Genomic DNA, 13,698 nt, shown 5'->3' on the forward strand with positions numbered 1-13,698 from the left:
ATAAAAACCACTAAAAGCATTAAAAATGATGAAGAAAATAATTATATCTATAGCAGCGTCCGCCCTGGTTCTGGCCGCTTCCTCTTGCTCGGATTATCTGGAGGAAGAAGTGAAAGTAGGCGCAGCACCGGAACTGGCGTTTTCAACAGCGTCCGGAATTGAAGGCCTGGTGGCCAACACCTACTCTTTTGCCAGAGGGTGGTATGGAAAAGAAGCGGGATTGGGACTTTCTGAAATGGGCACCGATCTCTTCTATTACGGTTACGACAACAAGCAGAAATCGCTCAACTCTTACAACATTACCGCTGAAAGTCTGGATGGCAACACGTCCGACAATGCTTCTCTGGACCAATACTGGGAGCTGTTCTACAGTGCAGTGGATGTCTGTAACAGGGCTTTGCATTATGTCCCACAGAACGAATTTATCAGTGATTCGAAAAAGGACCAGTTTATGGCGGAAGCCCTTTTCATGCGTGCTTTCTACTATTGGCACATGGTCAATATTTGGGGACCAATTCCCTACAATGACCAACCACAATCTGAAATTCTCTATGCCCCTGAAAGGGTCTCTGAAGAAGTGATTTACAGCAATATGCTGGCCGACCTCGACGAAGCCATTCGATTGTTCGGAGCGGCAGGCTATGAAACCAAAGAAGATGGCCGTGCTCATTTGTGGGCGGCCCGCGCCTTCAAGGCAAGGGTATTGCTTTACGCTGCCTCCTGGCTGGGCGAATCGAGCCTTAGTGGCGACTACAGCGGGAATCTTTATGCACTGGCGCAAGCTGAGGTGGATGCGGTAATTGGCAGTGGCGTAGCGAATTTCTATGAGAATTATGCCGACACCTGGACCATGGCCAACGAGGACATCCGTTCCAACCAGGAAGCATTTGGGGCGTCACCTATTCGCCCGATGTTTCTGGTCCGGCCAATACCATCCCCAAACGCTATCGCAAAAGCAATACCGGTGATCCACTGGATTACAACGGACTTATTACCCGTACCGGTTACGGCCGCGGTGGTAGTGCAATGGTTCTGATGTTTGTGGGCATGTGGAACAACGGTGCTTCAGATCTGGGCGGAAATGGCAAGGAAATCTTTGTTCGAGCCTTAGGCGAAAGCACCTTTTACGTCACACACAGCGTTACAGGAGAGCCCGTTTGGGTAGCCGAGCATTACTCACCCTACAGCAGGGGCTTTACCCGTTATTTGCCCTCCTTGTACCTTTTCCAATCTTTGGAAGCCATTCGCGAGACCGATCAGCGTCCGGAAGCCACCATTCTAAACGCTTACACCATCGCTCCCGGTCTGGAAGGAAGTGCCAAATTATATCCCAACATTCAGGATACGGCGATTTACTATGCCCCCATGGACGGAAATTCTGCTGAAGGACAAGCCTTGCAAGCCTGGGCCAAAGACCGCTACAGGGTTCAATTCTGGGCCAACGGGGACATTCCGCTATACACCTCCACAAATCCGGCCACAGCGCTGCCAACCGAAGCGCCCAAGGCCACTTCTGATGTATACGGAGACAGCCGCTACAATACCTATAAGGTGGGTGGATGGTGTTCTTTCCCGGGCATCAAAAAATTCCAGAATGATGTTTGGGACCCGCAATATCCGACACCGGATATTTCTTCCCGCGACGCCATCGTCATGCGTCTGGCCGAAATGTACCTGATCAAAGCGGAGTGTCAGCTTCATACAGGTGGGGATGCCTTGGCCACGCTCAACGAGTTGCGTGAAGTTCGGGCCATTCCGGGCATGGAAGAAGCCAACAAACTGACCGGAGCTGTAACTCTGGAAACCATTTTGGATGAACGGGCCATTGAACTTTGCGGTGAGCAGCAGCGCTGGTTCGACCTGAAGCGTACACGCACTTTGGTTGATCGCGTAAAAGCCTACAACGCACAGGCATCCGGTCAGGTAACAAGCAATCACTTATTGCGCCCCATTCCACAGGCACAATTTGATGCCATTACCAACGAAAGTGAAACTGAAGGAACAGGATTCTGGCAAAATGCAGGATACTAACCGTCTATAACCCCCAACTCAATACCTAAGCAGGCGGCCTTTTGGGCCGCCTGTTTTATTCTGCGTCATTTTCATTATCTTCCTCTAAAGCTTCCTTGGTATTATAAAAACGAAAGGAATGCGTGTATTCAGATCTCACGCGCCGATTGTGCTCAATGGCCGGTTGCCATTCGGGAGAGTTCCTGACAGCCCGCAAGACTGCTTTATTAAAGGCATCTTCAAAGGGGACACGGATAACAGGTTCCACAACATGTCCCTCTTCATCCACCGTAAGTGTCACCACAACAGAAGCCACTTCAGAATTTTCAATATATTGACCTGGCGGATAAACAAGATAATTGGAAACCTTTCTGTTATAGGCTGACGGACCACCTTCATAAAAGGCCTCCCGATCCCTGCTCGTGGTATCGTTCAAGGCCATCCCATTCTCATCGTAGTATTGTTTTTCCAGCAATACCGAATGATTGTACAACTCGATGGAACTCAAATGGCCATTCCGGTGATAGTATTTCCACCTGCCATGTTGCTTTGAATCCTCCGAATACCGGCCTACTGCCGACAAGCTTCCGTTATCAAACCATGAAACATGAATTCCGCTGCCATCTGCTTCGAAAACAAGAGAATCGCGAAGAAAGCCATTGGGGTACCATGAGAGACTTACCCCAACGGGGTTTCCATTTGAATAAACGGTGGAATCACTCAACATTCCATTGTAATGACCACTTAACCACAGACCATCCTTTTTGTTTCCTCGGTATTTGCCAAATGATTCAAAAGCCCCGTTGGCATAAAAAGTGGCAAAATAACCTTTCTTAAATTCAAACCAGGGATCTGAAAATAACCCGCGATTGTACAATTGCCTTTCGTTGACAAAATACACTTCCCGCACGTACCCCGAGTCTGTTTTATTACTCAGCGCATAGAATCTCGCTTCCTTGGGTTCACATTCCTCCCACTTGTAGTTATAAAAAGTCTCGACCTTCTGACCTTCCAAAGCGATGAAGGACAACATTAAAAGGCTTACTAAAAAGATCCGTTTTTTTGCTTGGTTTTTGAAGCGGGTTGCCAGGGCTGCCATAAATTAAAAAATAAAGGGTTAATATGAATGAATGGTACGAATATACAAAAAACATGAGGGACAATTTCCTTTTGTGATATATTCCTTATAGTTTTGCAGCCCGTTATGCAAAACATACAAAAGCAAAGTACCCATCACTTCATCAACCGTTTCTACCTGATATTAAAAGTTCAATCGGGAAGGTACGTGCCTCCTACACTTATTTGAACACTTTCCTTTTCTGAAATATTTCCTTTCCTAACAACATTTTAGCAAAAAAATGGTATTTTTTGTTAAAATCTACTCCTGTATTCTATTAACTAAAAATGATAAATATGAACGTAAAAAGAAGTTTACTACTGATTTTTATTTTAGCCTCCCTTAACGCCACAGCGCAAAAAGAGGACTATGTTAAATTTGGAGGCGCACTTCGCTTTAACATATTCGATAAAAGCTGGGTGGACGATGCCACCCAGCCGGAAGCCACGCTGGATACCTGGCGGCTGAATGTAGATGCCCGCACGGCGGGGATTGATCTTAGTTTTGAATACCGCTTCTACCCCACATCAGGCAATTCCCACTTCCTGCACCATGGTTACCTGGGCTATGGCTTCACAGATGATCTTTACATGAAACTGGGTGTCAGCCAGGTTCCCTTCGGCATTACCAAGTATGCCTCCCACTCCTGGTGGTTCCAAATTCCCTATTATGTGGGTCTGGAAGATGATTACGACATGGGGATCAAATTTGATTATACCGGAATTGATAAGCTGGAGCTGAATGTGGCCTATTTCCGTCAGCCGGAATTTAACGGGGGCGCCAGTTCTGATTTAGACGCCAATGCTTCGCGCTATTCCTATGACATTACCCCTAGTGACGAAGCCGCCATTCGTGAACTCAATCAATTCAATCTGCGTGCCGCCTACCAGCTTTCAGAAAGCGTGGAAGTGGGGGTCTCCGGACAATTTGGTGGCATTTACAATGAAGTATTGGAAGAAAGTGAAATGTCCACGGCTTTTGCCGGCCATCTGGTGGCCAACGTTGGAAATTTCAACTTCAAAGGTGAGTACGTTTACTACAACTATGCGGCCAAAGACAATAGTGGCAACACGCTTGACAAAATCCAAATGGGTGCCTATGCCTACAATTACAATGTAGCGGCGGAGGCCAATATGGTGGTGGCCGGACTGGCCTACTCCATCCCTGTTGAATGGGGGCCCATTTCCAATATACAGACCTATGTCGATTACTCGGTCATCAACAAAGCTGCGGCCGGTTTTGAACCCACCCAGCATCTGGTACCCGGTATGTTAATCACTGCCGGAAGCATCTATACCTATGTGGACTATGCCATGGGTAAAAACAATGCCTGGCTGGGGGCAGACACCTGGACCAACGGACTGGCAGAAGGCAGCGCTGATGCAGAATGGGAAAACCGTTTCAACATCAACATTGGCTACTACTTTTAATAATGGGTAGTACCTTATAAAATGTATATGGAAGAAGAAAGCAGAAAAGTAAAGATCAAAGTCAAAGATTTGACTTTGATCTTTGGAAAAAATAAAGAACAGGCGCTTAAGATGCTCAAAGCCGGGCATTCCAAGTCGGACATCCTCGAAAAAACCAAGTGCACCATTGGCGTTAACACGGCCAATTTTGACGTTTACGAAGGGGAGATTTTTGTGGTCATGGGACTCTCAGGCAGTGGTAAATCCACCTTGATCCGTTGTCTCAACCGCCTGCGCAAGCCCACCGATGGTCAGGTGTTGTTAAACGGTCACGACATCACCAAAGAAACCAACCGAGAGCTTTTGGAAACGCGCCGTACTGAAATGAGTATGGTTTTTCAAAACTTTGGCCTATTGCCCCATCGCACCATTTTGGAGAATGCGGCTTTTGGACTGGAAATCAGAGGTGAAGCCAAAGAAGATCGGCTGCAAAGGGCGCAAACAGCACTCGAGACGGTGGGTCTTCAGGGGTATGAGCACCAATACCCGGCCGAGTTGTCGGGCGGTATGCAGCAGCGGGTGGGTCTGGCCAGAGCATTGGCCAACGATCCCGAAGTCTTGTTAATGGATGAAGCCTTTTCGGCACTCGACCCGCTCATCAAATCCGATATGCAGGAAGAATTGCTGGCCATCCAGGAAAAAGTTCACAAAACCATTGTCTTCATCACCCACGATTTGGACGAAGCCATTAAGTTGGGCGACCGGATCGTCATCATGAAGGATGGTATCATTGAACAGATTGGCAATGCTGAGGAAATAATGACCAACCCCGCCAGTGAATACGTTGAAGCCTTTGTGCAGAAGGTGGACCGCAAAACCATCATTACGGCCGGTTCCTTAATGTTTGAAAAACCAACGCTTGTCCAGTATGGCAAAGATGGACCCGAGGTTGCCATCCGCAAAATGCGTACGGCCTCGGTGGATGTGCTGCCGGTGGTGGACAAAAACAGGAAATTTCTGGGCTTTGTATGGCTGAACGATTTAATCGACCTGGCCAAAAACAAAACGCAGAAAATTGATGATGCCATCCGAACTGAAGTCTCCAGTATTCATAAAGACTACACCGTGGAAGACATGCTGCCATTAATATCCGGCAAAAAGTCACCACTCGCCGTGGTAGATGAAAAGGATGGGCGACTGCAAGGCATCGTCACACAAACGTCCATCATCATTGAGGCCACCAAATACGATAAAAACGAGATCAGTGATTTACAGGAACAAGCTAAAGAATTTTTCAAATGGACAAAATAATCGACCTGGGAACATACATTGAAAAAGGGATTAATGCGCTTGAAAGCCATCTTTCGTTCTTGTGGTCTGCCATAGATGATGGCATTTCCTGGACCGTTGAGAGCATGAATGACGGACTGCTGGCCATCCCTTTTTGGATAATCATTACGCTGATCGCCTTGCTGGGTTACTACCTCAGTGCCGGCAAGAAAAGCTTCACCAGAGAGGGATTCAAAAAAGGAATTGGCATTGCCAGCTTCACCATTTTGGGTTTTGTCCTGATTTATTTAATGGGGTATTGGAAAGAAACCATACAAACCACCACTCTGGTATTGGTATCCTCCGTCATCGCCTTGATTTTTGGCATCCCCATAGGTATCTGGACGGCAAGAAGCCACATAGCAGATACAGTTATCAGGCCCATTCTGGACTTTATGCAGACCATGCCGGCCTTCGTTTATCTGATACCGGCCATCTTCTTTTTCAGTGTGGGCAATTCGCCCGGCGTCATCGCCACCGTGATATTTTCATTGCCGCCGGCGGTGCGACTGACAAAATTGGGGATACACAGCGTGCCCCCGGATGTCGTTGAAGCCGGTTACGCCTTTGGCGCCACCGAAAAGCAGATTCTCTACAAAATCCAGCTGCCCCTGGCCATGCCAACCATATTGGCCGGTGTTAATCAGGTTATCCTGTTGTCACTGTCCATGGTGGTGATTGCCTCTATGGTAGGGGCAAAAGGACTGGGAAGCATTGTCTACCAGGGCATTCAGCAAAACGACATCGCCAAAGGCTTCGAATCGGGTCTGGGCATCGTTATACTGGCCATTATTCTGGATAGAATTACACAATCAATAGGAAGCAAAAAATAAATTTTAAAATGATGAAAATGATGAATGTAAATCTTAAAAAAATGAGCGGCTTGCTTTTAGTAGCCGTTATGGTATTAACGGTTGTATCCTGCAACCAAAAGAAAACAGATGACTCAAAAAAAGTAACCATCCTCTACCCCAACTGGGCGGAAGGTATTGCCTTTACGCATCTGGCAAAAGCAGCGCTGGAAGCAGACAGTTTTGAAGTGGAACTGATCAACCTCGAGCCTGGTTTGATATATGGTGAGTTGTCCAAAGAAAACTCAAAAGGAGATGTTTTCATGGATGCATGGTTACCCAATACACATGCGGACTACTGGGCCGATTATGGCGACCAACTGGTTCAGCTGGGCGAATCATTCAGCAATGGCACCACCGGTCTGGTTGTACCCAGCTATGTGGACATCAATTCCATAGAAGAGCTGAACGCCAACAAAGAAAAGTTTGATGGTGAGATTATCGGTATTGGCAGTGGTGCCGGCATCCACGCCAACACCCTCAAAGCCATCGACGCTTACAACCTTGATTTTGAACAAATCACCTCAAGTGGTCCCGCCATGGTAGCCAGCCTTCAAAAAGCAGCCAGAAACAAGGAATGGATCGTTATCACCGGCTGGAAACCTCACTACAAGTGGGTCAATTACGACCTGAAATATCTGGAAGATCCCCAAGGCATCTTCCCAAAAGATGTTTGTGGCATCGTTTCCCGCAAAGGTTTTGAAGAGGATAAGCCCAAAGCGGCCCAATTTTTCAAAAACTTCAACCTGACCGAAAGCCAATTGTATGCGCTGCTTGAAGCCATTGACAACAATGGTGAAGAAGCCGGTGCTGAAAAGTGGTACCAGGAAAACAAAGAATTGGTGGATAGCTGGAAATAAGCTGAAACAAACCGGTTCAAGTAACTACATTAATAAAGCCGTCTGCCCCTTGAGGGCAGACGGCTTTATTGTTATGAATTTTTGCAGGTTCCCACTACAAAATACAGGCACTAATTCTTATAAACCCAAGACCTTATCTTCATCAAATTCGATATTATTGTTACTTTCGAAATCAAATAAAGTTAATTGTCGCAGTATAAAGTAATAGTTCCAATAATTCGCCAAGGCATTTATGTATTGTAAGCGAGCATTGTCTTTTGCGTTTTGTGAGGACGTAAGTCTTAATACATCCGCTTGTCCGGCACTGAATCTGGTCATCGTTAATTCATAACTTTCGTTGGCCAGGGTATCAGACAGGGCGGCCGATTCTACCCGGGATTTCTGAATGTTAAAAGCGATGGCACGGGTTACCGCATTTTGCTTAAACTGTTGCAGTGATTGTCGGCCAGCTACCTGGACAATTTCATGGCGTGATTTGGCCATTTCATATTGGCCTTTTTTTCTCCCCCAGTCAAGAATGGGAATGTTGATTCCTAAGGATAATTGTTGGTAATCTTCAAATTCAGGACTGTAAACATCTTTTAGTTGACCACTCTCCAAGTAATTACCATCGTCCTTGCTGATACCGTAAGATACATCCACACCAGCCTGAAAATGTCTGGCCTTATTTGCCTGTTCAACATTGCGTTGGCTTTCCAGAATGTTTTGTTCAAGTTGTAATATTTCAGGGTTGTTATCAATTGCTTTTTCTAAAACAAGTTGCACATCCACTTCAGTAACCGGTGTATTCTCAGGAATAACGGTTTCCAATTCCGTATCAACCGGAAGCATAAGGAAGTTTAGCAGGTTTTCCTTCGCTTCACGGAAGTTCAGACCAGCCTGTTGCAGGTTGATCTGAGCATTATTATTTGAGAGACGGAGATCCAGCAGTTCTTCCCGCGAAACCGTCCCAAGTTCGAATCTTCTGTGAGCTACTTCCAGCAGATTCTCGGTATTTTTAATGTTGGTTTGAGCCATTTCCATTTGTATATAGGCACTAACTAATCCAAAAAAATAATTGATGGTTGTTATATGCATATTTTCTGTTGAAAGAAGATATTCCTGTTTAGCCTTCTCAAAGAGGAGTGGTTCTATTTTACGCTGCCATTTCATGGCATTGAATCCAAATAGATCTTGTTGGTATCCTATCCTGAATGGCCGTGATGAGTATTGGGTATAGTCATTTATACCATAATTTTCAATGCGCCCAAGCTCCGATTGTACAAAAAAAGTACCGCCGGTAGCTGCAACTTTCTGCGAAACATTAAGATTGAGTGCAGAATGCAGGTTCTCAGTTCTTATAAATTCATCAGATTGATTTTCCGAATTGTATCTTAATTGCGAAGCATTGGAGTAGGCCAGTGGAGTGGCCTGTAAATTAACAGATGGTAATAGATCGGCTTTAAAGCTTCGATAAGCCCAGTAATCAGCCATGTAATAGTGTTTATTCAGGAAAGTTTGTAAAGATTGTTCCTGTGCCAGTTTAAGAGCATCATTTAAAGTGAGGCGTATGGTCCCCTGCGAGAAACAAGCGAGTTGATGCAGTACGAGGAGGAGTAAGATTATGGTGGCTCTTTTCATAGGTATTTGTTGTAAAATTAATTTTGATTATTAAGGACTTCATCATGAGAACGCACAAGGCTCCAAATTTCACCTCCTAAATGCAAGAGGTTGCCATCTCCGAACTGATATTCAATGTCTTTGATGAGTTCTTTCGAAGCATGAATTAAATACACATCAGAGTAATCCCCTAAAGGAATTTCATTTTTAACGTTTAAAGTTCCAGGCAAAGTGTACAATACTTGAGCTTTTGAAGACTTGCAATTGGATAAAACTTCCAGTGTCCCACCAGCACCTCCCCAAAACGAAAGATCAGTAATGATCAATGGCCGGTTGAATGAGAAATCCGTTCAGCAATATTAAAATTATCCCAGCCGTTGCAACTTCCTAAAGTAGTGTAACATTTATTAAGTGAGACAATGTAAATGGAGAAAATTCCAAATAGAGATAGCACTATAAAAATCACCTTGAATAATTTATTTTTTGTAGTATATAAATAATGTAAGAAGTGGGTCACAACCAGTAATATTCCTATAAAAGCGACCACTTGATATCTCCACAAGAAAGAGATTCTACCAACAAAAATTAAATCATATAACCAAAAGGTGGTAAGGGGAACAATTATTAGAGACAATACAATGCCTCGTGCAACATGGCGCCCATTTTTAAGCATGTTTATAAATGAAATCAGGATTAATATAATCATAATACCTGCTAAAACTAGATCGAAGGTAAAGCGGAAGCCCCCAGGGGTCAAAAATATGTGAACATAGCTCCAAATAACATTCTCAAATGAAATAAAAACGTGAGCAAATCCAATAAATTGCCCAATAAAAGGCGTGTAGAAACTAGATGATTGTCCGCTTTTGTGCCATTGCAGCGACTGAAATATCTCCTCAATGTGAATACCAATATTGATCATCCACGGGAGATAAGCAATTGTTATAATCAGTATTGAGAGGAAAAAGGGCGTATAATACCTCTTAAAGACAATTGCGACAACAATTAATTGACTTAAAATTAAAAGTCCGCTTAAAAGCGAAGCATACATTAACAAAATTCCACTGACTGAGTAGCACCACCACCAAATCTTCTTATTATTTTCATAAGCCTTTAAAAAGAAATAGCTGTTTAAAATGATGAAGAAGGTCCATAAAATGACATATCTGGCTTCCTTGGTATAAATGTCAAAAAAAGGAGATACTGCAATTAAGCTTAGAGCAATCCAGCCAGACTCGTTTGATTTAAAAAGTGTTTTGCAGAGAAGAAAAAGAAATGGTAGAAGTAGGAAAAAGAGAAAGGTGTTAAACAGGCGATAATGGACAAATTCATCACCGACAATTTTACTCCAAAAAATTAGTAAAAGTGGATGAAGCGGAGTTAACTGCGGCATTGAAAACACACCCGTTATTTGTGAATACATGGAATAATCCTGTGTATTTAGACGCAATTTATCTTGATAGAAATCAATGTTTTTAACTTCATTCAGAGCAAATTGTGCGTCATAATTTTTGTCAGGAATTCCAGAAGTATGCATAATTGTTTCAATTTCGTCATACCAGAAGTACTTTGATTCAATTGAATGAAACTTCAGCTGTAATCCTAATGCTATTATTAAGAGGAAGATTCCATATGCGCGCAAAAAATCTTTTGCATTATTAATGTTGAGTTTTATAAGTTTTTTCATATCAAAAAATTAAGCCTTGCGGTACAAAAAATAATAGCAAAGGGGAATGAAGTAAAGGCTGACGAAAGTGCCCAAGACCATGCCCCCGATAACGGTCAGTGCCAAAGGTCGTTGCAGCTCACTGCCCATGCCGGTGCCCCAAAGCACCGGTAACAAAGCCAGGATGGTGGTCACACTGGTCATGATGATGGGTTTGAGTCGTCGGTGTCCGCCCTCTTTGATGGCGGCCACCAGGGGCATGCCCGACCGGTAAAGCCGGTTGATGGTATCCACTTTTAGGATGGAATCATTGACCACAATACCGCTCATTACCACAATCCCAATCATGGCCATCACATTGATGCTTCCCCCGAAGAGCCATAAGAGGAATAGAGCGCCTGACACATCCAGAGGTACCTCCAGTAAAAGAATGACGGGCTGACGCAGCGACTCGAACTGGGCGGCCAGAATGAAATAGAGCAGGACCAGGGAAATCAGCAGGATGATGGCCAGATCGGTCACCATTTTGCGGGACTCGAACCAGCTGCCTGAGAAACTTACATCGGTATTGAACTGCGTAAAGAGCAGGTGGCTGATTTCATTCATCACTTCGCTCATGGCGCCTTCCGGCTTTTGCTCGATGTTAATGGGGACAAAAACGCCACCGCTGCCACCATGCAGCACCTTGTAATCTTTTATATCTACTTTGTAGAGTAGGGCACTGACCGGAATTTCCACCTGGGTCCGGTTCATGACCTTGATCTCATCCAGCAGACGGTTGACCGGAATGGGGGTGTGGCCGATGACCATGGGCACGTATTGGGAGCCGGTGTGCAGCACGCCCACATGCCAGGCGTTTAGCGATGAGCGCAGGCGGTTGATTAAGACTTGATAATCTACATCATAGAGCGTCATCATTTCCGTGCGAACCCGTAACTCCGCATAGTCTTCTGAAGCAGGAGGAAAAAGATCCGAATGGGGGAATTTCATCTTCAAAGCCGCCACCATCTCCCCCGACCTGGACAAGTCCGGGATGCCTTCCGGACTCTGGTCGCTCAAGTGCAGCACCAGTTCTGCCTCCTCGTTGCTGAACAGCTTTTCGAATACCGTCTCGGGCCATGAAAAGGACCACAGGGCCTCCGGCCACTGCTCCGTAAGATAGGCCGAAAGATGTTCCTTGAGTTCAGTTACCCCGGCGGGTGTGGCACATTTGAAATACAAGCTGGCTTCCGAAACCGACTGGTCCATATCCTTATGCAGCACAAAATTCTGTGAGCCGGTATAACTGTTGCTAAACTCGGCATAATCGGCTGCCACCTGTTTCAGCAAATTCACCCGTCGGATATTCTCCTCAATATGAATCCCCGCATTCCAGTCCAGCTCCAAAAAAACATCGTCATGCGTAAAGGTCGGGAATTGCTCCTTTTTCATATTCCATCCCAGAAACAAGCCGGGAAGAAGTAAGCCCAGGAACGCTATAAAAAACAGCCGGCGGTGGCGAAACACGCGGTCAAAGCCCCGTTCATACAAATCTTCCGTCTTAAAAAGATTGATGCGCTCCAGCATCCGCGTCACTTTTCCCTTGTGATGTTCCACTTGTGGTCCCGCAGGATGGAACAAATGGTACAAAACCGGAATCAGCGTGATGGAAACCAAAAGAGAAGCCACCAGTCCGATGCCCACAGCCATCGCCTGATCATAAAATAAGGCCCCGGCCATGCCGCTGATAAAAACCAGCGGCACAAATACCGCACAGGTGGTCAGTACCGAAGAAATGAGCGGGCGAATCACCTCGTTGGTGCCCCGGACACAGGCCGTGGCCAGATCGTCACCCTTTTCGCGGTAATGGGTGATGTTATCAATCACAATAATGGAATTATCAATGATCATCCCGATACCCAGTATGAGTCCCGACAACGAAATGATGTTGATGGAGAGGCCTGTCAGGTGAAAAAACAGCAAACTCACCACCAGCGAAACCGGAACAGAAATACCAATCAGCCAGGGAGAGCGCGCATCGCGAAGGAAAAAGAAAAGAATGATAAAAGCCAGCAGGCCCCCAAAAATCAGGTTGGTTTGCAAATTACGGATGGAATAGTCCAAAATGGCGGTCTGGTCCCTGACTATTTCAAAATGCACCCCTTCATAGTTGTTTTTGAAATGATCCAGCAGACTTTCTGTCTTTTCCTTCAACTCATCCATGCGGGCATCGGCCTGTTTGATCACGGCCAATGAAAGCGCCGGAATGCCGTTGTGCAGAAAGACACCCTCCTGTTTTTTGGGGCGCAGTTGCACCTCTGCCAAATCTTCCAGCTTCATCATCCGGTCGCCCACCCGCAAACGTATGTTTTTGACATCTTCCACCGTGCGCAGGTGGTTGCTGAAGCGAATATTAAAGCGGTACTGTCCATCAGCCACCGAAATAGAGCCCATCGACAAATTGTTCTTCTGCAGAGCCTCCTCAATAAGGCCATGCGTAATCCCCAGGGAGCGGAGCAAATGATCGTCGGGTTGGATGTAAAGCTCCGGCTCCAGGTGCCCAGTTACATCCACCATGGCAATCTCCGGCAATTGCTCCAAACGCTTAATGAGCACCGAGCGGGTCAAATCACTCAAGGCCATAAAATTCACCGGATCCTTATCGTCCATCCAAATATTGACGTAAAACACCGGCAAATCCGAAGCCGAAGCCTTGATAATGGCCGGGCGTTCCATATCGGCAGGCTGGCTGCGCAAGGCCTCATCCGTCTTTTCGTTCACATCAATAAAAGCATAATTCACATCGGCGCCATAGGCAAATCGTAAATTCAGAAGGGCCCTGCCGTCGAAACTTTCCGACTGGATATGGTCCAGTTTA

General features: G+C 45.6%; 11 protein-coding genes. 6 read left to right on the forward strand and 5 right to left on the reverse strand.

From position 1 onward, the window contains the following. Window positions 1–25 precede the first annotated feature (25 nt). Window positions 26–1,036, forward strand: coding sequence for a RagB/SusD family nutrient uptake outer membrane protein (locus JCM15548_RS24410; RefSeq protein ID WP_227625919.1), 1,011 nt, complete (start codon window positions 26–28; stop codon window positions 1,034–1,036). A gap of 11 nt (window positions 1,037–1,047) precedes the next feature. Further along, window positions 1,048–2,031: a RagB/SusD family nutrient uptake outer membrane protein gene (locus tag JCM15548_RS24415; RefSeq protein WP_227625920.1), complete on the forward strand. Its 984-nt coding sequence runs from the start codon at window positions 1,048–1,050 to the stop codon at window positions 2,029–2,031. Window positions 2,032–2,086: 55 nt separating this feature from the next. On the opposite strand, the gene JCM15548_RS15620 is transcribed toward JCM15548_RS24415, so the two are convergent. Further along, window positions 2,087–3,043: an energy transducer TonB gene (locus JCM15548_RS15620; RefSeq protein ID WP_162198263.1), complete on the reverse strand. Its 957-nt coding sequence runs from the start codon at window positions 3,041–3,043 to the stop codon at window positions 2,087–2,089. A 380-nt stretch (window positions 3,044–3,423) separates the two neighbouring features. Between JCM15548_RS15620 and JCM15548_RS15625 the strand changes: the two genes are divergently transcribed. From JCM15548_RS15625 to JCM15548_RS15640, 4 genes are read left to right on the forward strand one after another with little or no spacing between them, the layout of a single operon-like run. Beyond that, on the forward strand, window positions 3,424–4,557 hold the full coding sequence (locus JCM15548_RS15625) for a putative porin (protein WP_062127423.1): 1,134 nt from the start codon (window positions 3,424–3,426) through the stop codon (window positions 4,555–4,557). A 27-nt stretch (window positions 4,558–4,584) separates the two neighbouring features. After that, entirely contained in the window at window positions 4,585–5,847 is a 1,263-nt protein-coding gene (locus JCM15548_RS15630; RefSeq protein WP_062127437.1) for a quaternary amine ABC transporter ATP-binding protein, read from the forward strand. Next, on the forward strand, window positions 5,835–6,698 hold the full coding sequence (locus JCM15548_RS15635; protein ID WP_062127425.1) for an ABC transporter permease: 864 nt from the start codon (window positions 5,835–5,837) through the stop codon (window positions 6,696–6,698). The genes JCM15548_RS15630 and JCM15548_RS15635 overlap by 13 nt, the downstream gene beginning before the upstream one ends. A 17-nt stretch (window positions 6,699–6,715) precedes the next feature. Beyond that, window positions 6,716–7,576, forward strand: coding sequence for a glycine betaine ABC transporter substrate-binding protein (locus JCM15548_RS15640; protein ID WP_227625921.1), 861 nt, complete (start codon window positions 6,716–6,718; stop codon window positions 7,574–7,576). A 117-nt stretch (window positions 7,577–7,693) separates the two neighbouring features. On the opposite strand, the gene JCM15548_RS15645 is transcribed toward JCM15548_RS15640, so the two are convergent. The 4 genes from JCM15548_RS15645 to JCM15548_RS15660 form a co-directional block, all read right to left on the reverse strand. Beyond that, window positions 7,694–9,049 (reverse strand): TolC family protein, encoded by a 1,356-nt coding sequence (locus JCM15548_RS15645; protein ID WP_062127427.1) that lies wholly within the window; start codon window positions 9,047–9,049, stop codon window positions 7,694–7,696. A 164-nt stretch (window positions 9,050–9,213) separates the two neighbouring features. Further along, the gene (locus JCM15548_RS15650; protein WP_062127429.1) at window positions 9,214–9,501 is read right to left on the reverse strand and encodes a hypothetical protein; all 288 of its coding nucleotides are present in this window, start codon (window positions 9,499–9,501) and stop codon (window positions 9,214–9,216) included. Next, on the reverse strand, window positions 9,498–10,862 hold the full coding sequence (locus tag JCM15548_RS15655; protein WP_062127431.1) for a glycosyltransferase family 39 protein: 1,365 nt from the start codon (window positions 10,860–10,862) through the stop codon (window positions 9,498–9,500). Before JCM15548_RS15655 ends, JCM15548_RS15650 begins: the two co-directional genes overlap by 4 nt. A 9-nt stretch (window positions 10,863–10,871) precedes the next feature. Further along, window positions 10,872–13,698: efflux RND transporter permease subunit (locus JCM15548_RS15660; protein WP_062127433.1), on the reverse strand; the 2,827-nt coding region annotated here is incomplete at its 5' end.

The sequence above is a fragment of the Geofilum rubicundum JCM 15548 genome (genome assembly GCF_000974365.1).
Taxonomy (GTDB): Bacteria; Bacteroidota; Bacteroidia; order Bacteroidales; family Marinilabiliaceae; genus Geofilum; species Geofilum rubicundum.

Coding starts and splice junctions, on each gene's coding strand:
- JCM15548_RS24410 (WP_227625919.1), top strand. CDS start 26: ATGATGAAGAAAATAATTATATCTATAGCAGCGTCCGCCCTGGTTCTG.
- JCM15548_RS24415 (WP_227625920.1), top strand. CDS start 1,048: ATGTGGAACAACGGTGCTTCAGATCTGGGCGGAAATGGCAAGGAAATC.
- JCM15548_RS15620 (WP_162198263.1), bottom strand. CDS start 3,043: ATGTTGTCCTTCATCGCTTTGGAAGGTCAGAAGGTCGAGACTTTTTAT.
- JCM15548_RS15625 (WP_062127423.1), top strand. CDS start 3,424: ATGAACGTAAAAAGAAGTTTACTACTGATTTTTATTTTAGCCTCCCTT.
- JCM15548_RS15630 (WP_062127437.1), top strand. CDS start 4,585: ATGGAAGAAGAAAGCAGAAAAGTAAAGATCAAAGTCAAAGATTTGACT.
- JCM15548_RS15635 (WP_062127425.1), top strand. CDS start 5,835: ATGGACAAAATAATCGACCTGGGAACATACATTGAAAAAGGGATTAAT.
- JCM15548_RS15640 (WP_227625921.1), top strand. CDS start 6,716: ATGATGAATGTAAATCTTAAAAAAATGAGCGGCTTGCTTTTAGTAGCC.
- JCM15548_RS15645 (WP_062127427.1), bottom strand. CDS start 9,049: ATGGCTGATTACTGGGCTTATCGAAGCTTTAAAGCCGATCTATTACCA.
- JCM15548_RS15655 (WP_062127431.1), bottom strand. CDS start 10,862: ATGAAAAAACTTATAAAACTCAACATTAATAATGCAAAAGATTTTTTG.